Here is a 20,358-nt window from a genome sequence, read left to right as displayed (position 1 = left end):
GCGCGGTGAATAACTTTCAACAAAACCGTTGACGGACTGACTCAGAACTCTTCGTCCGGGCGTTGGGGCTGTTACTGGCTGGACTTCTGCGGGGCGGGCTTCCTGGTCGGTGGCTCCCCGGTGTGGCCGGTGGCTCTGGCCCAGCGGTCGTAGGCCGCAGCCAGTTTCCTGACCCTGGCAGGGTGCCTTGCGGCCAGGTCTTTTGTTTCTGTCCGGTCGGCTTCGAGGTCGTAGAGTTCCCAGCGCCTGAGCTCGACGTCCCAGACCAGTTTCCACTTGCCCTGGCGCACAGCACGGTTGCCGTCCTGTTCCCAGAACAGCAGGTCTGGCGGGCGAACTTCCTTGCCCCGGAAGGCAGGCACGAGGCTGCGGCCTTCGACGGGCAGGATTTCTTGCCCATTGAACTCGCGCGGGTATTTGGCGCCGGCGAGTTCCAGGCAGGTGGGCAGCACGTCTATGATGTGCCCGATTTGGTGTGTGAGGGTGCCGGGCTTGACCACGCTGGGCCAGCGCACGATGAAGGGCGTGGCGATGCCGCCTTCGTGCAGCCAAAGCTTGTAGCGCCGGAATGGGGTGTTGTGCGCATGGGCCCACGCCGGCCCGACGTTCATGTAGCTCGATTTCGGCCCCGCCAACTGGGAAGTATCGCGCCCGCCCGCCTCGCCACTGCTGCTGCCGTTGTCGGAGAGGAACATGACCACGGTGTTGGTCTCCAGGTTCAGGTCGGCGAGCGCTTGCAGCAGCCGGCCGATGTTCTGGTCCATTCGGTCCACCATCGCGGCGTACACCGCCATGCGGCGGTCCTCCCACGGCTGGTTTGCGGTGCTCCAGTTGTAGACCATTTCATCGGGTTCCGGCAGCGCCCACTTCGGGTCAAGCAGCTTCAATTCGAGTTGCCGGGCGTGGCGTTGCCGCCGGAGCGCGTCCCAGCCAGCGCTGTATTTGCCCTCATACCGGGCGATGTCTTCCGGCCGCGCCTGGATGGGCGAATGCGGCGCGGTGTAGCACAAGTGCAGGAAGAACGGCTTGCCCGCTGCGGCGAACCGTCGCAGCGTCGCCGCGGCGTGCTCCGTGAAGGCGTCAGTAGTGTAGAAGTCGGATGGGAAGTTCCGGATGCGCTGGCGGTTGTGGGCGAAGATGCGGAAGCGGCCGCCCTCGAATGGCGGGTCCTGGCGGGCGGGGTCGAAGTAGTTGCAGCAGCCGTCCAGCAGGCCGTAGAACTCGTCGAAACCGCGGTCCATGGGCCGGTGCGGCGCTGTGGGGCCCAGGTGCCACTTGCCGCTGAGGGCGGTTTGATAGCCCGCGCCTCGCAAGACCTCCGCCACGGTCACCATGTTGGTTGTCAGCCGCGCCCGCAACCCTCGCGGATAAAGGCCGGTGAGGATGGAGGCGCGGGTGGGGATGCACTTGGCGTTGTTGTAGAACTGAGTGAAGCGCAAGCCCTCGCGGGCGAGTCGGTCGAGGTTGGGCGTCCGAATCTCGCTGCCGTAGCACCCGAGGTCCGAGTAACCCATGTCGTCGGCCATGATGAGGACGATGTTGGGCCGGAGGGTGGGTTGCTCGGCCGCCAACCCGCTGCCCGCTGCCCCACATAGCGCTCCCACGGCCGCAGCCAGAAGCATGCGATGTGCGCACCGCCAGTATTTCCCCAGGACGCCTGCACTGGAATCGCGCGGGTTCATTGGATTGACTGCTTCCGCACGGGTTCGCCGCGGCTATTTGCGTCGCCGATATAACAACAGGAACGCTGCTCCGAGGCCGGTCAGGCCGGCGGTGGACGGCTCGGGGATGCGCAGGTTGATCCAGTCCCTGAAGGCGGACACTCGCCCGAAACCGGTGACGTCGCCGTAGTTTGAGTTGCCGAGCCCGTCGGTGCTGGCGACGAAGGAGATGACGCCGGCGAGATAGGTTTTCGCATCGGCGGTCAGAAACACTCCGCCGCCGCTGTCACCGTAGGCGGGCAGGCCCTCGAGCGGCAACGGGGCCGGGTCCCCGAAATCGCTGTCCGCGGGGGAGTGAGGATTATCAAAGTCCGAGCCCAACAAGACGGCGGGACTGCCGTAGTCGCCGTCCGGCAAGTTTTGGCAGGCGCGCCTTTTGAGATCCGTGGTATTGGCGCCGGTCAGACCCGTGCCGGTCATTCCAAATGCGACGAAGGTCATGACATAGACGGGTTCGAGGGATGAACTGTAAAGGGTTGCGGGCGTGACGCTCGGAACAGGTGTGGTGAGATGAGCCAAGCCGATGTCGTAACCCTGCATCTCCCGGCCGCTTACATATTGCGGATGTTTGATCAACTGGTTGGCGGAGTAGGTCGCCCCGTTGATGGTGAATGTGCCTGAGCTCTGGAGAAACAAATGGGCGGCGGTCAGCACCCAATCCGGCGCAATTAATGTGCCGCAACCGGTAAGTCCGCTGGAGAATGTCCCGACGCTGGCGTAGTCCGGGCTGGCCGCAAGGTCCAGGTAGCTTTGGTCCGGTTGGTCATCCCGCCTGGTGACGCCCCAAGCCGAAGTTGCACCCGGGATGGCAAAGGCAGTGATCAGGCAGAATAACGCGGCGAGGCGCCAACGGATGACCAGGCTCGGCGTATGAACCGCCGCACGGACGAGAGAAGAGCGGCTTCCGGTGGAGGCTGGGGTTCTATTCATAGACTTGAGACCAGGTTGTTCCAATGATCGAAGGCAGCGGCACACTGGGGTCTTGGGCCGAATTCCCCAATCCAACCTTTCAAGCGGGCCGACGCCGTTCTGAACTATGCGCGTGTGACGAAGGATTGCAAGGCTCATCCCGACCGCGCCCAGGGATGAAAGCGCGTATGCATGAAGCTGCCGGAGGAGCGCGGACATCTTGCCCGCTTGTCGGATTGCGGGCCAGACAAGCGGGCAAGATGCTCGCGCGCCTGTCCTGCCCATCAATCGCTGTCCAGAAACAGCGGCTTCAGGTGCCGCGCATACAGGTTCTCCGTGACATTCCGCGAGACGTGCGCCTCGCACTCGCCGAGCGCCTCCAGGTAGCGCGCCCCCATTTGCGCCGCCATCTTGTAGCCCACGTGCAGCAGTTGACGCAGATGCGGATTGAACGCTGGATTCTTCGGTTCGTGCCGCAGCGCTCCGACAAACTGCTCCCCGCTCCACCCCGCCACCGCCCTCGCTGTCGGGAGCTTCGCCTCATCAATATCAATCACCGTTGCATACGGCGCGCACAGCTCCCGCACGTGCTCCAGCGCCCCGGTGTAAATCTCTTTCGCCAGCGCCAGACCTTTGCCCCCAGCCTCCGCCAGGCCGATCACCTCCTCCAGCCACGTCGTCCCCGCCGTCTTCACATGCACCCCCGCCTGGAACCGCCCCAGCACCCGCCGGATCGGCCCATACAGCGAGAACTTGTCGCTCCCCGAATGCACGCTCAGCTTCAGCGTCCCCGGCAACCCGTAACTGTTTGCCGCAAATGCCGCCACCGCCACGTCCTCCGCAAACTCCTGTTCGAACTGCCCGGCCTCGCCCACGTAATCCACTCCCTTGTTGAACCGCCCCGTGAACTTCGGTGCGATTGTTTGCACGGGTATCCCCTCGTCGGCCAGCGCCGCCAGAATCACCAGCAACTCCGCCGGCGTCTGGGCGCTGTCGGTTTCGTCCATTGACACCTCGGTGATGAACTTCCCCTCGCCCTTCAGCCCCACCACGTGCTGATACACCCGCCCCGCCTCCTGCGCCGCCAGCAAGTACTTCCCCGCCACTCGCTCCAGGTCTGCCGGCCCCAGCTCGAGTTGTCGCTCCAGGCCCGGAATCTCGACCCGTCCCGCCAGCTCCCCGTGCCGCCGCGCGAACGCTGCAATCGCCTCCTTCTCCGCTGGCTTCCCGATCCAGTTCGCGACGTCAATCGTGTAGAAGTCCGCATGCGGCACAAACCGGTCCACCGTCTTCAACCCGATGTGGTCAGCGTCCACATAGTAAGCCCCTTTCCACCCCAACGCCTTCACCGCCGCGTCCGCTGCCGACCGCGTGCTCCCCGGCTCGGACCCGATGATCAGGTGTTCCCGGTTCGACTTGTTCCACACCGGGATCACCTCGACCCCCTGCTGCGCCGCCTTCAGACAGGCCCGCAACTGCGCGGCCGCCTGCCGCGCAAACCGGTCGCCCACCCCCAGTGAGTACTTGCCGATTGTTAGCTCCTCGCTCATAGAGTCATCCCGTTCAGTTCGTCCCTTTAGACAAACATCATACCTGCCCCCTGTCATCCTCAAACCTCGGCACCCTATCCGGTCACACTTGCCGAGAGATGCGCGTTATCCAGCAAGAGCACGGTTGTTGGCGGATTTACGGGTGAGTCGGGTGGAGATTCGCCCTCGCGGGCTTTCGCGCACTTAACCACCTCAAGTTATCTTTGCGCTGCTGCCAGTATCTCCGGGGTGTCCGGGCTTGACACGGACGGGCGACTTGTCATAAGACGGCGCTATGCGTTGGAAAGGTCGAGAACAGAGTGCAAACGTTGAGGACCGTCGGAGCTCAGGCGGCGCGAAAGTGGCGGCGGGGGGCGGCGTCGGAGTCCTGCTGGTCGTAGGTCTGGTTTGGCTGCTGGGCGGCAATCCTACCGAAGTTCTCAATTCGCTTCAGTCCACTGGCGGCGTTGCACCTGCCGACTCCCGGGTGATCGAGGCGGAAGCGGAGTTGAAGCAGTTCGCCTCGGTAGTCTTGAAGGACACGGAAGACGTCTGGCAGGCTCTGTTTCGCCAGAGTGGCAAGACCTACCGGGAACCAAAGCTCGTGCTCTTCAGCGGTTCCGTTGATTCGGCCTGCGGCTACTCTTCGTCTGCGACCGGTCCGTTCTACTGTCCGGGAGATGACCGGGTCTATATTGACCTGTCTTTTCTCCAAGCGTTGCAGCAAAGGCTGGGAGCTGGCGGCGATTTTGCGATGGCATATATCATTGCCCATGAAGTGGGACACCATGTGCAGAATCAATGCGGCCTCTCAGCGCAATTGCAGAGCCTGCGCGGGAGGGTTAGTGAAGCCGAGTATAATCGCCACCTGGTGCAGCTGGAGCTGCAAGCGGACTTTCTCGCCGGCATCTGGGCCCACTATGCGCAGAAGACCAAGGGGATCCTGGAAGAAGGGGATGTGGAAGAGGCCGTGAACGCCGCCGCCGCTGTCGGCGATGACCGGATCTAGATGAAATCGCAGGGCTATGTGGTGCCCGACGCATTCACCCACGGCACCTCCGAACAGCGCAAGGGCTCGTTCCTCAGGGGATTCAGAACTGGCGATCTGGGCCAGGGAGGAATCACGCTCAGCATGGTTAAACCTCAAGTAAGCATGAACACGCAGCGCTGACACTAACCACAACGCTGAACGAATGGGGACTACGAGCAACATATCAACTACCATGAAGACGCGGCTGGTTTGCGGAACTGTATCCTACAGGCAACAATCATTGGAACGTGCGTTGGAGGGCATCGCCAAGTCGGGCTTCCGGACGATCGAAGTAGCCTGCATTTCGTGTTACTGCGACCACATTTTCCCCGAATACATGAGTGCGGGGGACATGAATCGGCTCGGCCAGCAAGCGGAGAGCTTTGGCCTCAAAATCGCCAGCATCGCCGGTCATGTGGATCTCGGCTGGCCTCTGATGGGCAAACGGGCCGACGTGGCGCAATTCCCGCAATTGGCCAAAGACGTTGATGTTGCCCATGAAGGCTTCGTCCGGTTGCGAAGCCGCATTGATCTGGCGAACTATCTCGGCGTTCCCATCGTCAACACGGGCATCGGCATAACCTCGGATTTGAAAGAAGTGGACAGGTTCTACAAGGAGTTCGACGCCCTTGTCGGTTACGCCGAAAGACTCAAGGTGCAGATCGGGCTGGAAAGCCATGCCGGCCTGACGGAAACCGCGGCCGCAACCCTGGCCTTGTGCAACAAGATCGGCCGCCCGAATCTCGGGCTCAATTACGATGCCGCCAACGTGCGCTTCTATACCGGTTTGGATCCAGTCGCCGATCTGGAATCCTGCGAAAAGGACCTGCGTGGCCGCATTGTCCACGTTCACATAAAGGACCATCGTGGCGGCAAGGGCAACTGGGACTTCCCGCCGCTGGGCGAGGGCGAGGTCAATTTCAAGAAGCTCGCTCAGGTTTTCAAACGCGTCGGTTATACCGGTCCGTATAGCCTGGAAATTCAATTCCTCGGGCCTGGCACGACCGATCCAACGCCGGAGTTTATTGACCAAGGCATTGCCGCGTCCTATCGCTTCATGGACAGCCTGGGATTGGAGAGCTAGTCATGCGCGCCAATGGTCTGAGACGGGCGCGTGCGTTTGCTGGTTTGGCCGCCCTCACCCTGGTTGCCCAAAGCGCCATTCATTGTTCATCGGCAGCCGAGGCCGCGCCGGAGGTTCTGCGAAACGCCTTTTTCGCCATGAACTTCGAGCACATTGATCCGAAGGTCTCCGGTTCGCGGGATGCCCAGGCCAAACTGCTCAAGGACCTCGGCTATCCAGGCTCGATGTACCTCGGCGGGCTCAGCGGAATGAAAGAGGCCTTTCGCGCCCTGCATTCGCAGGGCCTCGAGATGTTCGCCGCCGCAGTGCAGCCGTACGATATTTTTGTGGATCCGGGCGAGACTTACCCCGCCAGTCTCAAGGAAGCCATCAAGGAATTGAAGGGTCGCAACGCGCTGCTACTGATCCAGTTTCAGAGCAAAGCTCTGCCGCGGTCTTCCCCGGCCGGGGATGCGCGCGCGGTGGAACTGGCGCGTGAACTGGCTGGCGTCGCCCTGGAATACGGGGTCCGTGTTGCCATTTACCCCCATCGAAATATCTGGTGCGAGCGGATTGACCACGCGGTTAGAATCGCACGCGACGCGCGGTGCAGGAATTTAGGAGTCTGTTTTAACCTCGCTCATTGGCTCTGGACTGATCCCAAGGGCAATCTTGATGCCCTGGTGAAAGATGCCATGCCGCACCTGTTCCTGGTCACCATCAACGGAACCTCTCCCGAGGGCACGTATGAGAACCTGGGCAGCGGTTCTTATGATGTGGGGAATTTCCTAAGACCATTCATCGCCGCGGGCTACCGCGGCCCCATAGGACTGCAATGTGTGAGCATTCCCGGCGATGCGCGCGATAATCTCACGCGGTCTATGGCTGCCTGGAAAGGACTTTCAGCGCGCCTCGCCGCGCGGCAAACAAAGTAACCAATCACCAATTCCATGAAACGACGCGCCTTTCTTAAATCCGTCACTGCCGGGCTCGCGATGCCCTGCATTGTTCCCCGTTCGGTGTTTGGCGCGGCGGCGAAGCCCGCGCCCAACGATCGCATCGCGGTCGGGGTCATTGGCTGCGGTGGAAGAGTCAGCGCCTTGCTTTACGAGGCGCCACCCCAATTGCAGGTGGTGGCCCTGGCTGATTGCGATCTGCGGCAAATGAGCGCGGAGTCGGTTTTCGGCAAGGCGGTGAAGAGCATGCCTAAGTACTCCCAGCAGTTCGCAACCTGGAAGCGCTATCAGGATTACAGCGAGATGCTGGAAAAGGAGAAGTTGGACGCCGTGTTCGTAACTACCACGACGCATGCCCGCGCGCTCGCCTGCATCCACGCGGTCCAGGCAAAGAAGGACGTTTATGCGGAGAAGCCTCTCACGTTGACCATCGAAGAGGGGCAAGTCCTCGTCAAAGCCGTCCGCAAACACGGGCGCGTATTGCAGGTGGGCACCCAATGCCGCACCTTGCCCCTTTACGGCTGGGTCAACAACCTGGTCCGCACCGGCGGGCTCGGCAGGATTGAGAAGGTGATCGCTCACAATTTTGAGCCGCCGGTCCGGCGCGAATCAAAACCCGGCCAGCCAGTGCCAAAGGAGCTGAACTGGGACATGTGGTGCAACCAAACGCCACTGGTGCCGTACGATCCCACGGAGCTTCATCCGAGCTGCCCGCTCTGGGGCAAGTGGTGGGAGTACGACGGCGGCGGACTCCCGTGGGGCATGACCGGCTGGGGCACACATTCGCTGGACATGATCCAAGCCGCCCTCGGAACGGATTACACCGGGCCGGTTGAAGTTTGGCCGGACAAACCGGGCGATGCGCTTAGTCCCATCTTCATGCGCTACGCCGATGGGCGGCGGCTCGAAATGACCCTCCCGAAAGGACACGGCGATTTCTGGGGCGCTATTTACCACGGTGAAAAAGGAAGAATCGAGTTCTTCCTCAACAAGGTGCAAAGTGATCCGCCCGAGTTGGTTGCCGGCCACCCGGAAGGCACGGGTTATCCTGCGCTGGGCCACATGCACAACTGGATTGATTGCATGCGCACCCGCAAGCGGCCAAATGCCGATGTCGAAATAGCCCACCGGTCTTCCACGTTATGCCACCTCGCCAACATTGCGCGCGAATTGGGCCGGCGCTTGCGATGGAACCCGGACAAGGAGGAGTTCGTGGGCGACGCCGAGGCCAACGCTCTTAAGTCTCGTCCGCGCCGCAAAGGTTACGAATTGCCAAAGATAGCCTGATCACCACGCGACATCGCCGCCTCGGTAAAATGGTATGAGCGCGCGTCCTATAGGTCTTGGCGTCATCGGTATCAGCCCGCACAACATGGGCAGCACGATGACTCTGCTGGCCGATGTGCCCGGGCTCCGTTTCCGGCTCGTGGCCGCCTGCGACACGAAATGGGATGTGCTCGATCCGTATGCCAGGAAAATGGGGATTCCTTTCGCCACACCTGACTGCCGGGGATTGGTCTCCCGCCCGGAGGTGGAAGTGGTGGCTGTTTTCTCGCCCGATCCGCTCCACGCAGAGCACTGTATTGCCGCGCTCGATGCCGGCAAGCACGTGATTTGCACGAAACCCATGGTCACCAGCCTCGACCAGGCCCGTGCTGTGGTGGACGCCGTGCGCCGGAATAAACGTAAGTTCATGGTGGGGCAGACCATGCGGTTTGACCGGCAATTCACCACTCTGCGCAATCACTACGCAACGGGTGATCTGGGAGAGATTATGGCCGCCGAGGCCTTCTACATCCACGACATCCGGCCTGTATATGGCTTTACGCCCTGGCGGCTCATGATGCCGCAGGACTATATGTACGGAGGGGTCACGCATCCGGTTGATATTCTGCGAAGCTTCCTTGGCGATGTCGCCGAAGTGCATTGCTATGCGGCCAAGGGCAAACTCACGCCTGCCTACCCGCTCCGCAACCTGTTCTTTCTGAACCTGAAGTTCGCCAATGGCGTTATTGCCCAGGTCAAAGGCCTCTATGATGTCGTTGAGCCGCCGCTGCCAATGATGCAGGTGGCGCTCTACGGCACTCGGGGAACGGCGGTCGCCGAGTTCACGGACAACAAACCTGGAAGACTGCAGTTTGTTTCCGATACTGAGGGCGCAAAAGAGCCCGTCACCACCAGGTTCGAACCCGAGCAGGACACGAGCGCCTACGGGCATGGCGCAACGGTCATTCGCTACATGCGTCATTTCCAGGAATGCCTCGATCACGACTGCGAACCCAGCCCGGGCGTTCTGGACGGGGCCCGGGCCTGCGCCGTTGCTGCCGCCGCCTGGAAATCCGCTGATTCAGGAAAGGCCGAGGCCGTGTTCAACGATTTCTGACCTCCACGAGCGGCAATCCGGAGGGCCAGATCTTGGTTCATCACGGATTTCCGGGAAGTGCCAACGGTGGTTTTCACCAGCACAACCCGGAAAGCCGAGGCACAGGGAATACGAGGTCATCATTGCTCCCCGGATTCGAGGTGGTGCCGATGGAGGGGGTCGAACCCACACACTCTCACGAGTACCAGATTTTGAGTCTAGCGCGTCTGCCAATTCCGCCACATCGGCTGTCTAGTGCGGGGAGAATATAGAGCGATGCAGTTCCAAGTAAAGCAGAACTATGTTTGAAATGGGGCTGCGCTTCGGCGATGGTCTGCCTATGGACCAATCCGCGCAACTTGACGAGCTGCTGACCTGTCGGCTGGATGGCGGGCGCAAGGTGGTGGAACCATGCTCGATTGTCATCTTTGGCGCGAGCGGGGACCTGGCGGCGCGCAAGCTCGTTCCCGCTCTGTACCACCTTTGCAGGCAGAAGCAGATGCCGCCCGACTTCCGCGTCTTCGGCGTTGCCCGGCGGGATAAGACGGATGCCTCCTGGCGGGCGGAACTGCGATCGGCACTGGGCCAGTTTACCCGTACCCAACCGGTGGACGACCGCGTGTGGCAGGAGTTTTCGGAGCACCTATGTTACTGCCAGGGCGATCTTACCGCCGCGGCGACCTACGAGGCGCTGGAGCGACGGCTTGCTTCCTTTGGCGGTGGGCCGTTGCGGCACAACCTGCTCTTCTATCTGGCGGTCTCACCCAGCCAGTTCAGCGCGGTGGTCGAGCAGATCCATCATGCCGGACTTCTGCGCAAGGACGGCGCGGAGGGCTGGCAACGGGTGGTGGTGGAGAAGCCGTTTGGCCATGATTTGCACTCGGCGCGACAGTTGAACCGTGAGCTGACGCGTTTCACCCATGAGCAGCAGGTTTTCCGCATTGATCATTACCTGGGCAAGGAGACAGTGCAGAACATCATGATGTTCCGGTTCTCGAACGCCATTTTCGAACGGCTCTGGAACCGTGAATCCGTTGACCACTTCCAGATCACCGTCAGCGAAAAGCCCGGCGTGGGCGGGCGCGGCGGTTATTATGAGGAGGCGGGCGCATTGCGGGACATGGTGCAGAACCACTTGCTGCAAGTGCTGTCGCTGGTGGCGATGGAGCCGCCGGTATCCCTCCAGGCCGAGTCCATCCGCGACGAGAAAGTCAAGCTGCTCAAGTCTATCCGACCCATGAGTCCGGAGGCCGTGGCCCGGCAGGTGGTGCGGGGACAGTATGCCGCCGGCATGGTGGACGGGCAGGCTCGACCGGGGTATCGCCAGGAGCCCAAGGTCAACCCGGACTCGAACGTCGAGACCTATGTGGCGCTGAGGCTGCTGATAGACAACTGGCGCTGGTCGGGCGTGCCGTTTTACCTGCGCACCGGCAAGAACCTGCCCCTGAGCACTAGCGAGGTGCGAGTTCAGTTCCGGCCGACGCCCAACGTGTTGTTCGCGGCGCAGTGCGGGCCGAGGCTGGATCCCAACGCCCTGACTTTGCGGCTTCAGCCCAACGAGGGCATCTCGCTCCGGTTCAACGGCAAAGTGCCCGGCACCAGCACGGCGGTGCGACCGGTGCGGATGCATTTCAGCTACGATGCCGAGTTTGGTGCCTACACGCCCGAGGCATATGAACGATTGCTGCTCGAAGCGATGGCGGGCGACGCCACCCTCTTCATTCGCCGCGACGAGGTGGAGGCGGCGTGGGAGATTGTGGACGGCATTCGCCAAGGTTGGGAGGGGAAGCCGTTATCCGGCCGAGAGTTTTACGCGGCGGGCACGTGGGGGCCGGCGGCGGCGGAGGATTTGCTCGCGCAGAATGGTCATCTTTGGCGCGAGCCGCTGGTCGTGCCGTGAAGCAACGCGGCGGCGGGCTTTACGATAGGCCGCAGCACAAACCCGAGGGAGGACCGCCAGCATGCTGGCGCGAGCTTCCGGCTTTACCGCCGCGCCATTCGTGGGTAGGGTCCCGCATCATAGTACTGCGTCCGTAGCTCAATTGGATAGAGCTTCTGACTTCGGATAGTAGGGAGTAGGCACTTTTCCTTGGATTCTGATTTACGTATAGTTATCTGCACCACAGATACTTATACAAATTGATTTCCGCAAATCCTTGAGAATAAGAGCATTGTATTTAGGGCAGATTTCCGGGCCAAATGTAGGCAAAAAAGTAGGCAAACGGGTTTTTAGGTGGCGAGCGTCGATCAAGAAGTCAGAAGGATTCAGCACCACCGACGCTGCCGGTTGCCACAGGAAGGGGCGGGACCTTGCGAGGTAGTTCGACCCGTCTCTTCGATTCAGGACGCTCCTGCGGTCACCGGTGAGGTTGGACGGGATTTGTGAACGCCTCGGCACCATCCGAATGGACACAAGCGAAATCCCGAACAATAGACCTTTATAATGCGCATAGATGCATAGCGAAGATTCATCCCCTTCTGGAGAATCGCCCTGCTCGAAATTGACCTTCTTTGCCAGCCATCAGGCGGGAATTGGCGATAAGTGTTGCCACGCCGAGATTGGGGCTTCGTTCCTTACGTTCCAAATGTTCCGCCCATCTCGCCAAGGGTCGGCTAATGCGCTTCGCTCTCCTTACCCGGTTGAAATCATCGGACAAAGCTGATTGGCGTGTGAGCCATCCAAGACTGAAAAAATGCATACATGACCTTCGGCATAAAACATTTAGGCAGCCAATTTCCTTGCATTCTGACATCGAGAAGCAAAAGATCGCAATAGTGCTGGGCTCAGCGAAAGGCTCGGCACCCCAACAGAACCGAGTTATGAAAACGATGACACGAGGAATGCTCATTCTCGTGATTGTAGGAGCCCTGCAATCAGGATTTTCTCAAAATAACAGCCAGCCCGTCCTCAAGGTCGTTAAGGTCAGGGCAGACCAGCCTGCTGTTCTTGAGTGGACCAGCCGAACGAATGAAATCTACCGGGTGGATTACGCTCCCGATCTCGCAACCAACTTTACAACGGCAGCGGAGTACATTGCGAATCAAGGAACGAACACGCTCTGGGCCGATATAGGCACGGAGTCGGTATCATATCCCCGTACATCATCCGCAGATGAGAATGTGTCCTACCGCTTTTATCGCATCGCAGTTCAGGGCTACGCATCAAACTCTTTTCCAGCCACAATCACCATCAGCAACGCATTCAGCACCCTTTCGGGGTTGACAAACATCTTGGCGAGCGTCACCAGCCCTTCAAACGTCGTTTCAGGGAGTTTGCTGGTGGATGGCAACGAAGTTTCTTTGAGCCCCGGTAAGGACTACGCATTCCCTCTCGAAACCAGATTCTTTCCAAACGGCACGCATCGCTTGACAGTTTCGGTTCAGAACGACGGCGACACCGGAACAACTGGGGGCGATGATGCTGTGCCTGATCCGGCATTAGACGGAGAAGCCTCATTTGCGGCCCAAAATGCTACGGTCTCGTTCAACAATCCTCTTTCAGACGTACGCCTGAAGTATGCCGGGTATCGCCCAGATTTGGGGGAAACACAACAGGTTCATGCAGTTTGGACATCTCCCCGAAGTTGGCAGGTGGACATCACATACGCCGACGATACCAACACGATCTACCGCTCATTCACGGGCAACGGAACAACAGTGTCAGTGATCTGGGATGGGCTGGATTCCAGTGGTCAGGAGTTGAGTCCTCAACGCATTGCATACGTGATTTATGATTTAGGAGAATTTCAGCAAATGAGTGCATCCGCTGGAAGCGATTTCTCCACAATCTTCGACGCCATGGAATTGTGGGCAGTGCCAGCAGATGGGGCGGGAGCTATCGTTCCTCTTGCTATTTATCCTCCCGGAGCCGACACAAACGGTTTAGTGATCTTTGAAGCGTCCGCAAGCGAGATTTACCCGAAACGCACGCCCCCGACTACTCAAACCGCAAATAGCGTTGAGGTTGGCGGCATCTTCGGGCCGATGGACGCTGGCGGAACCTCTGAGCCCTTCATCGTTTACTCTACCTATAAAACTTTTGGTAGTTTCGGAATGTTGTATCAAGGGCATCATCCTTTATTCGGCAGCTATCCACGTCCGCCCCGTGGTGCCCCATTCGGGCAAGTGACATTTGCCACGGGTACTGGCTTTCCGTGGGGGAAACTCAAGGCACCAAAGAAAATTGCAACTTACCTGTCTCAAGCAGTTCGGGTCATGGGCTATTCTGTGCCCTTCATTTACGGTGATGATAATTTCGCAGCACCGGCCCTTCAAAAATCCTCACTTGGCGGTTCAAACATTTTCAACACTGTTAATCTGGGTCTGTTCGTTGGCCACAGTGCCGCAGGCAAAGAGAACATCGTGGCATTAGGACATCCTCAGACCTACATCCCGGTTTACCGCAAGACGAGTGATAGCTTCACTTGGATTGGAATGAACGACATGGACTTGGGAAGCAGCAATCTTAAATGGGCGGCGTTTTATAGCTGCAATTTGTTCCGAGATTCGTCTTACCGCTCGTTCGGGTGCTACACCCAAATGAAGAACAATGAACATCTGGCGATGAACACGGACCTTCACGTTATGCAAGCGTATGCCACAGAAGTATCGGTTCTTCCAGACATGGGCAAGTATTGGGTAGTCGCCTTAATCGGCGGCACTGGCGTATCCTCTGACAGTACGGTACTGGGGGCGTGGAAATACGTTTGCCGAAACACGCAACCGAAAGAGTCCTCCGCCAACGCAAATGTTAGTCGTTCCATCTATTGGCCTGAATGTGCCAACGATCACATTTACGGATACGGATCACAAACCGACCCTGACCCATTCTACATCCAAGCCGAACTGCTCGAAGATGACCAGACCGCACCAACCCTTTGACCATCTTCCAATGAGCAAGAGAACCAAACCGATGGTAAGCCGCCTGCTTATTCTGGCGTGCGGCACGCTGGGTCTGCTCATGTTTTACATCGCCACGATAGGACTTGTGCCTGCCTTGGCTCGCCATGCTCAAGACGGTAGTCTCCAGAGGTTGAAATCCATCCCTGCGGTGTTTAAGGTCATGCAAGCGTACGAGTGGCCAGCGTCCTTTCTTGCCAGAGTGCCAGTTGCTCGCTCGCTGTTTGAGCTATCGGCGGACTTTTGGTGTGCCGTCACCAGCGCCCCTGAGACGACATGAAGCACCGTCTCATAGCAGGGTTGCTCGCCTGCATCGTTTGCAACGTGGCTGTAAGCGGGCAGCCATGTCCTGTAAATGGCACTGAATTGAGGGCACTGATGGGCGATGAATTGCCGTATCCGATCAAGTCTGTGCTATGGAAAGCTGGTGAACCGCCTCAGACCAACCTGCTGATTTATTCACTGCAACCTCGTATCTATTCCCCAGATCGCTTCAAGTCCCTTGCTACATTTCTTGGTTTCCGTAGTGAACCGCAGAAGTTGCCCGCTACAATTCTCTATGCTCCGGGGTACTGGATCAAGGAGTCGAATCCAACGAACAAAGAAACTTGGAGGGCTCTGATTTTTTCTGAGCTTTCGGGAATGGTGAGATACGATAGCGGCGAAGATAATCACAAGTGGGATTTGAAAAGCAAAAGACCCGCAGCCCATGGGGTGCCCAATGAAGGCGAAGCACTGAATCGGACATTGGCACTGCTCCCAGTGTTAGGAATAACGACAAACGACCTAGAGCACTTGCCTAATGGTCAGTTGAGATACGCTTGGAATACTGACGGCACTTGGTACAACGACCGTTATGATAATTGGCAGCGGAAGCGATACATTCGGCAGGTCAACGTCGAGTTTTGGCAACGGATACAAGCCGGGGCTTCTGTGTTGTCCATCGGCGGGGGTGGTATGCTGCGAGCAGGTTACATCAGCGAAGGCAACCTTGCTGAAATAGAAATGACGTTCCGCAACTTCAACCCCTTGGGCACTGCTTTGCCAAAATCGAGTGCGGAATTGGTTCGGATGCTCCGGCGGGGAGAAGCCAGAAGTTTTCGGGCAAGCATTCCGGAGCGAATAACAGTGACGCAATGCTCGTTGGTTTATCCGCAGGCCAACTCATCATCCAAGCAAAATTTTCTTTGGCCTTGTTACTCACTTAAAGCCGATTTCCTTGACGCAGGCGAGACGAATTCTCTCTACATATACGTGCCACTTGTGATGAAGTGATTTCTCGTGAAAGCGGCACTTGCGAGTGCTGGCGTGAGAATCTACTGCTCGAAACGAAATCGGCTTCCTTTCAAGTAATCCTCCACGTTGTCGAAAGCAATCCATCTACGTTCCAGTCTTTCTGCAACTGCACCAGTCGTGTTAGATCCAGCGAAGGTGTCCATTACTAAGTCCCTCGGCTCAGTCAGCATCCTTATGAAGAACTCTGGCAGTGCGGCGGGAAACCGAGCGGGATGAATTTTGATGCCAGCCGCCTTACACTTTAGGGTGTACTTGTCGTTGGCGGCGTTGTTGCCTACACGGATGACACTTTCCGGAATTTCGTCCGGCGTTTCAATCAAGTTCTGCTCAAGGAAGTTCGAGGGAATTGCCCCCTTGGTTTTCATTTCTGCCCAAGACGAGTTGATTTTGTAGCCTCCGGGTCTCGTAGTCTCTCGTAATCCTCGCTTGTTGAGCCGATGCATGTCGGCACTGAATGATTGTTTTAAGACGGTCTGATTTGTGGCCTTAGGATGCGGGGTCTTTGATAGCCACCACAGGTATTCAACGGAGTCCTTAATGCGAATTTTTCGCACCGTCACCCATTCCGCTGGCATAGGCATTTTTGCGGGATTGTACCAGAAGCATTCTTGGGCAAGGTGGAATCCCACGTTTTCGACCAAAGCAATTAAGAGCTTGAAATGGTAAAGCGAGCGTGTTGGGGTGCCTTTGTTGTAGCTGCCGCCGATATTCAAGACGAAACTGCCATCGGGCTTTAGAACTCGGAACATCTCGACGGCGAACCGCAAGAACCATTTCACGTACTCGTCTTTGTCAACATTCCCGTAAGCTTTCTTGAAATGGAGTGCATATGGCGGCGACGTAAAAATCAGATTAACGCTTTCGGTTTTGGTTGCCCTGAGACCGTCAAGAGTATCCGTCAAGTAGGCGGCTCCGAGCGGAGTTGAGTAGAATGGGGCCAACCCTTCCACAGAAGGATTATCGCCGTTTTTACCTGACAAGTGTGCAGCTTCAGCCATCATAACGAACAGGTTGCGGCGGGACTGCCGGTCCGCATCCGCCCTGAAAGGCAACAGGATGCCATTGTCAATTGCATCCGGCAACGGAAATGGATTTTAAGCAGTACCTTGAAAGTTTGGCGGATTTTTCCCCCGAACAGAAGAAGCGGATTTTTGAGGCAATCCGTAAGGACATCACCATCCACCCGTATGAGAAGGAAATTGGGGCACCAGCCGAAGTCATTCTCGAAGCTATCAGCCGATCTCCAGACCTGACTCAACGGGGTGTGCGAGGCATCGTGGCCGAGGCGATTTTTTGCCTTGAGGTTCTTCCGACCGTTAGCGGCTGGAGCGGGAAGCCTGTTGCCAATGACTCCTTTGATGCCTTGCTTGAGAAGAACGAAAAATTGGTTCGAATCCAAGTGAAGACCCAACGAAGGAAAGACGGGGTGCCAATGCTGGCTAACCGAAAGTTCCCGGGTCATTTCGTTGTGGAGGTCCAAAGGACGAGGGGCGGGACCGACGATCAAGGGGCAGCCACAAGACCTTACCGCTTTGGAGAATTCGATTTGTTGGCAGTATGCATGTGGGCGAGCACTGGCAACTGGAGGAATTTCATGTTTGCTCCGGCACAATCGCTTATTCCGGACCCACGGGACAAAAACATCATCCTTAAAATGCAACCAATTCCGAAATCGCCGGCAGGGATCTGGACAGACAATCTTCAAGTTTGCTTGGATACGTATTTCGGGAGAGGGGCTAAACCCATTCCTGTGGGCGGTGCCGCTGATCTGCTCCTTTGAAAAGCGGGCGAGCAGACAATGCCACCGGGCTAGTGGCTTCCGTCGTGATGAATATCGAACGCTCATTCGTCACTTTTCGAAAGCAGCGATGTCCGAATGTCGCCGCTGCTACTGACCGCCCGACCAGAGCGGTCATGGGTTTTGCCAGTTGTAGAATTAAACCATCCACGGTTCGAACCCGAGGCGTCAGTGACCGTCTGCCTATACTCGTTCGAATCATCCGTAAATCCGATTGTCCTCCCGCTGGTGTCTTTGATTTGCTCTCTCATGATGCTTCCTGCCTTTTGTATGCTTTTACCAGAGTCCTTCGGACTTGAAAAACTCTTCGATTTCGTCCTCGGTCAGTCCATTGCCGAGGGTTTGCAACCGTACCCCAATGCTTTCCAAATCGGCGTGCTCTACCGGGAAACTGGACACGTTGACCGACTCGAATACCCGCTCGGGCACGTTCTCCGTGGCAATGGCAATTTGGTGGCTCCGGCTATCGTCGGGACTTTTTATAAAGAGCAGACTCAACCCCTCCCGTTCCGCAAGGATGATGGCCCAGACCAGACGGGTTGTGCCCGGGAGGCGGAATGGGACTTTTCGCACGATGCACGGTTTCACTTCGCCGCCTCCGACATACGCTTCAGCTGCCAGTGCTTCTTGGTTGCCTCTTCCAGAAGAGAATAGATGGCGATTTCAGCAAACAAATCCTTTGCGTCAATGGCGTCCGTGTGTGCCTTTCGCAACGCCATTTCAAATTCGCTGTACAGTTCAAACGCCCGCACCATGTTTTGGCTCTTCATGCTGCCTCCTTCATCAACTTGAACACGCTGGCCACGGGCATTCCAATTTCCCGAGCGATGCCACGCACCCCCAGCCCCTTTGCCTTCAATTCCAGAACCTCGTCCCGTCGTTTGTTCAACGTGCTTGGACGCCCGAGGCGAACGCCACGATTCCGGGCGGCAGAAAGACCCGCCAGCACCCTCTCTTTGATGATTGCCCGTTCAAATTCAGCCACGGCCATCAAAACCCCCAACTGGAATTTGCCGATTGGGCTGTCGCTGTCCGTGTTAATTCCTTGGCTCGTACAAACAAGGGGGATTTGAAGGTGAGTCATTTCGTCAATGACGAGGGCGAGATGGGTCAGCGAACGCCCGAGCCGGTCCAGTTTCCAGCACACCACCCGTGCCAACACACCCATCCGCATCGCCTTCATCATGCGGTCAAGTGCGGGACGGGATGCCTTTCCACCCGATACGTGGTCCTCGAATACCTCGGTTTCAGTCCATCCCCGCATTTCGCAGTATTTTTTAATCTCCTGCAATTGGGAGTCAGTCGTTTGACTGCCGTTATTAGTACTGATGCGAAGGTAAATTGCGGTTTTGGGGTTCATCGTGTTTACAAAAGAATTGTTTGTGCGACTGAAAAACGCCTCTCGATTTCCCTATGTTTTTGCCACTTTTGCCGACCGACTTTCGGGGGAGTATTCCTGAACGGGATTTTGCGCCTTTGGGAAGGTCACTGATTCGATTTTGGTGGTCATAGGCATCACTGATTTATTGTCGTACACTATATTGCATTTCTGGCCTGTTTCAAGTAATATTCGTCGTACAGTTAATTTTTTCTGCACCGATGCCAACTAAACGCAAACGGGGTAGGCCAGCCCTGCCGAAAGGGACAGCCCGGACGGCTCGGTTAATCTGTCGGATGCTCGAATCCGATATGCGGGAGTTGGAGACCGCCGCAGAAGCTGCCGACCAGTCCTTATCGGATTGGGTTCGGGAGACGCTACTGGCGGGTGCAAGGAAGAAGAACAAGGAGTAGGAAGGCAACCGCCGCCCTGGCGGCGGTTGAGACACATCCTTTCAGGACAGCCCCGGGTTGGTCAGGGGAGATTTTGACGGCGGCCCCGTGCCGCCCATGTCCCCTGCCAAAGAAAAGGTGGGGAGGGGAGGTTAAGCGGGAGTGCTTCTTTGGGGTGTAGCGGTCAAACTGACCAGTGCGGGGGTGAAGTGGCGTTCATTTTACCCGTATGGAAGGGTATTTCAGGGTGAATTGCGTTCGTCGTGCTAGGTTGAAGTCCGCCTTCGCCGTCTGCCCACAATACCTCGCTCTCGCAGATACTCCCTGAAATCTTCGCCTTGAAGGGGGCCGGAAGGAAGGGATACCGTTGGCTTCTTTGCCCGAACCGCCCTCAATTCCGCTTCCGCCTTCGCTTTCCACTTGGCTGCGAGCTGGGCCTTTCGGCCCTTTGAAATTTTCTTCTTAACAGCGTCCGACATTGGTGGCCGCTGCCTGAATTTCAATTCCCCATCTTCTGTCCAAACGCCGTATCTCTTGTCCTGACTCGGATGCTTCATACCGAGGAATGATGGAGAGTAGCACGGAAAAAATACAGTACTTGCTTTGGCGTCTCGGACTTCACCCCAGCACATGGAACAGTGGAGCAAGCAAAAGGCAAATTCCTGCCGATGCCAAAACAGAAAGAAAATAGAATGAAAAAGACAATGCTCAAAACCTCAAAGTTCAACACCCAAACCAACTGGGATCGACTGAAAAAGTTCATGCTCAAATTCGAAGGCGACATCGTGCTGAACGGGCAACACAGGATCGTGTGGCACGGATTAAGCGAAGAGCATGGACTCCTGCTCAACTTGGACCAGACCTCTTCCAATGCTGACGGTAAAGAGCAAATAACCATCTGCCCCGGCTGCATCAATACGGGGGTCATCCAAGGAAATTTAATCATGTTATCCGACCATTCCGGCCAAGAGAGCACCTTGGAATTTTATGAACTAGTCGAAGCCCCCATCGAATAGCAGCACGGT

16 protein-coding genes, 1 tRNA gene and 1 pseudogene are annotated in these 20,358 nt (G+C 57.5%); 10 read left to right on the top strand and 8 right to left on the bottom strand.

The genetic code is table 11. From position 1 onward, the window contains the following. Positions 1-71 precede the first annotated feature (71 nt). From P5205_18180 to P5205_18170, 3 genes are all read right to left on the bottom strand, one after another. Positions 72-1,622, bottom strand: coding sequence for an arylsulfatase (locus tag P5205_18180; protein HSA12290.1), 1,551 nt, complete (start codon positions 1,620-1,622; stop codon positions 72-74). Positions 1,623-1,715: 93 nt separating this feature from the next. After that, positions 1,716-2,651 (bottom strand): trypsin-like serine protease, encoded by a 936-nt coding sequence (locus P5205_18175; GenBank protein HSA12289.1) that lies wholly within the window; start codon positions 2,649-2,651, stop codon positions 1,716-1,718. Between the two features lie 263 nt (positions 2,652-2,914). Next, positions 2,915-4,180: a tagaturonate epimerase family protein gene (locus P5205_18170; protein ID HSA12288.1), complete on the bottom strand. Its 1,266-nt coding sequence runs from the start codon at positions 4,178-4,180 to the stop codon at positions 2,915-2,917. Between the two features lie 274 nt (positions 4,181-4,454). On the opposite strand from P5205_18170, the pseudogene P5205_18165 reads away from it, so the two are divergent. From P5205_18165 to P5205_18145, 5 genes and pseudogenes are all read left to right on the top strand, one after another. Further along, a pseudogene (locus tag P5205_18165) lies at positions 4,455-5,330 on the top strand (neutral zinc metallopeptidase). A gap of 100 nt (positions 5,331-5,430) precedes the next feature. After that, positions 5,431-6,273, top strand: coding sequence for a sugar phosphate isomerase/epimerase family protein (locus P5205_18160; protein HSA12287.1), 843 nt, complete (start codon positions 5,431-5,433; stop codon positions 6,271-6,273). Positions 6,274-6,410: 137 nt separating this feature from the next. After that, positions 6,411-7,187 carry a sugar phosphate isomerase/epimerase gene (locus P5205_18155; protein ID HSA12286.1) on the top strand — a complete coding sequence of 259 codons (777 nt, stop codon included), beginning with the start codon at positions 6,411-6,413 and terminating at the stop codon, positions 7,185-7,187. A gap of 15 nt (positions 7,188-7,202) precedes the next feature. Next, positions 7,203-8,495 (top strand): Gfo/Idh/MocA family oxidoreductase, encoded by a 1,293-nt coding sequence (locus tag P5205_18150; protein ID HSA12285.1) that lies wholly within the window; start codon positions 7,203-7,205, stop codon positions 8,493-8,495. Positions 8,496-8,529: 34 nt separating this feature from the next. Then, complete coding sequence (locus P5205_18145) at positions 8,530-9,591, top strand: Gfo/Idh/MocA family oxidoreductase (GenBank protein HSA12284.1); 1,062 nt, start codon at positions 8,530-8,532, stop codon at positions 9,589-9,591. Between the two features lie 141 nt (positions 9,592-9,732). Here the strand turns inward: P5205_18145 and P5205_18140 are convergent. Beyond that, positions 9,733-9,819, bottom strand: a tRNA-Leu gene (locus tag P5205_18140). A 52-nt stretch (positions 9,820-9,871) separates the two neighbouring features. Here P5205_18140 and zwf point away from each other — a divergent pair. The 3 genes from zwf (at position 9,872) to P5205_18125 (ending at position 15,744) form a co-directional block, all read left to right on the top strand. Next, positions 9,872-11,470: a glucose-6-phosphate dehydrogenase gene (gene zwf / locus P5205_18135; protein ID HSA12283.1), complete on the top strand. Its 1,599-nt coding sequence runs from the start codon at positions 9,872-9,874 to the stop codon at positions 11,468-11,470. A 920-nt stretch (positions 11,471-12,390) separates the two neighbouring features. After that, positions 12,391-14,451 carry a DUF6345 domain-containing protein gene (locus P5205_18130; protein HSA12282.1) on the top strand — a complete coding sequence of 687 codons (2,061 nt, stop codon included), beginning with the start codon at positions 12,391-12,393 and terminating at the stop codon, positions 14,449-14,451. 294 nt (positions 14,452-14,745) lie between these two features. Further along, positions 14,746-15,744 (top strand): hypothetical protein, encoded by a 999-nt coding sequence (locus P5205_18125; GenBank protein HSA12281.1) that lies wholly within the window; start codon positions 14,746-14,748, stop codon positions 15,742-15,744. Between the two features lie 41 nt (positions 15,745-15,785). On the opposite strand, the gene P5205_18120 is transcribed toward P5205_18125, so the two are convergent. Then, positions 15,786-16,766 carry a site-specific DNA-methyltransferase gene (locus tag P5205_18120; GenBank protein HSA12280.1) on the bottom strand — a complete coding sequence of 327 codons (981 nt, stop codon included), beginning with the start codon at positions 16,764-16,766 and terminating at the stop codon, positions 15,786-15,788. Positions 16,767-16,852: 86 nt separating this feature from the next. On the opposite strand from P5205_18120, the gene P5205_18115 reads away from it, so the two are divergent. Continuing rightward, positions 16,853-17,545, top strand: a complete 693-nt coding sequence (locus P5205_18115) for a hypothetical protein (protein ID HSA12279.1) — start codon at positions 16,853-16,855, stop codon at positions 17,543-17,545. 294 nt (positions 17,546-17,839) lie between these two features. On the opposite strand, the gene P5205_18110 is transcribed toward P5205_18115, so the two are convergent. From P5205_18110 to P5205_18100, 3 genes are read right to left on the bottom strand one after another with little or no spacing between them, the layout of a single operon-like run. After that, positions 17,840-18,136, bottom strand: coding sequence for a hypothetical protein (locus P5205_18110; GenBank protein ID HSA12278.1), 297 nt, complete (start codon positions 18,134-18,136; stop codon positions 17,840-17,842). 11 nt (positions 18,137-18,147) lie between these two features. Then, positions 18,148-18,333 carry a hypothetical protein gene (locus tag P5205_18105; GenBank protein HSA12277.1) on the bottom strand — a complete coding sequence of 62 codons (186 nt, stop codon included), beginning with the start codon at positions 18,331-18,333 and terminating at the stop codon, positions 18,148-18,150. Next, positions 18,330-18,923, bottom strand: a complete 594-nt coding sequence (locus P5205_18100) for a recombinase family protein (GenBank protein ID HSA12276.1) — start codon at positions 18,921-18,923, stop codon at positions 18,330-18,332. Before P5205_18100 ends, P5205_18105 begins: the two co-directional genes overlap by 4 nt. A 1,102-nt stretch (positions 18,924-20,025) precedes the next feature. Here P5205_18100 and P5205_18095 point away from each other — a divergent pair. Next, on the top strand, positions 20,026-20,349 hold the full coding sequence (locus P5205_18095) for a hypothetical protein (protein ID HSA12275.1): 324 nt from the start codon (positions 20,026-20,028) through the stop codon (positions 20,347-20,349). Positions 20,350-20,358: the final 9 nt, after the last annotated feature.

Source organism: Candidatus Paceibacterota bacterium, from assembly GCA_035452965.1.
Classification (GTDB): Bacteria; Verrucomicrobiota; Verrucomicrobiia; order Limisphaerales; family UBA8199; genus UBA8199.
Note: the sequence above shows the minus strand (reverse complement) of the source record. Positions and strands in the feature narration are given on the sequence as shown.

What these genes read in the sequence shown, in the direction of transcription:
- P5205_18130 (HSA12282.1), top strand. Translation starts at nt 12,391, where the DNA reads ATGAAAACGATGACACGAGGAATGCTCATTCTCGTGATTGTAGGAGCC.
- P5205_18155 (HSA12286.1), top strand. Translation starts at nt 6,411, where the DNA reads ATGAACTTCGAGCACATTGATCCGAAGGTCTCCGGTTCGCGGGATGCC.
- P5205_18180 (HSA12290.1), bottom strand. Translation starts at nt 1,622, where the DNA reads ATGCTTCTGGCTGCGGCCGTGGGAGCGCTATGTGGGGCAGCGGGCAGC.
- zwf (HSA12283.1), top strand. Translation starts at nt 9,872, where the DNA reads ATGTTTGAAATGGGGCTGCGCTTCGGCGATGGTCTGCCTATGGACCAA.
- P5205_18150 (HSA12285.1), top strand. Translation starts at nt 7,203, where the DNA reads ATGAAACGACGCGCCTTTCTTAAATCCGTCACTGCCGGGCTCGCGATG.
- P5205_18095 (HSA12275.1), top strand. Translation starts at nt 20,026, where the DNA reads ATGAAAAAGACAATGCTCAAAACCTCAAAGTTCAACACCCAAACCAAC.
- P5205_18175 (HSA12289.1), bottom strand. Translation starts at nt 2,651, where the DNA reads ATGAATAGAACCCCAGCCTCCACCGGAAGCCGCTCTTCTCTCGTCCGT.
- P5205_18120 (HSA12280.1), bottom strand. Translation starts at nt 16,766, where the DNA reads ATGATGGCTGAAGCTGCACACTTGTCAGGTAAAAACGGCGATAATCCT.
- P5205_18125 (HSA12281.1), top strand. Translation starts at nt 14,746, where the DNA reads ATGAAGCACCGTCTCATAGCAGGGTTGCTCGCCTGCATCGTTTGCAAC.
- P5205_18100 (HSA12276.1), bottom strand. Translation starts at nt 18,923, where the DNA reads ATGAACCCCAAAACCGCAATTTACCTTCGCATCAGTACTAATAACGGC.
- P5205_18170 (HSA12288.1), bottom strand. Translation starts at nt 4,180, where the DNA reads ATGAGCGAGGAGCTAACAATCGGCAAGTACTCACTGGGGGTGGGCGAC.
- P5205_18115 (HSA12279.1), top strand. Translation starts at nt 16,853, where the DNA reads ATGGATTTTAAGCAGTACCTTGAAAGTTTGGCGGATTTTTCCCCCGAA.
- P5205_18145 (HSA12284.1), top strand. Translation starts at nt 8,530, where the DNA reads ATGAGCGCGCGTCCTATAGGTCTTGGCGTCATCGGTATCAGCCCGCAC.
- P5205_18105 (HSA12277.1), bottom strand. Translation starts at nt 18,333, where the DNA reads ATGAAGAGCCAAAACATGGTGCGGGCGTTTGAACTGTACAGCGAATTT.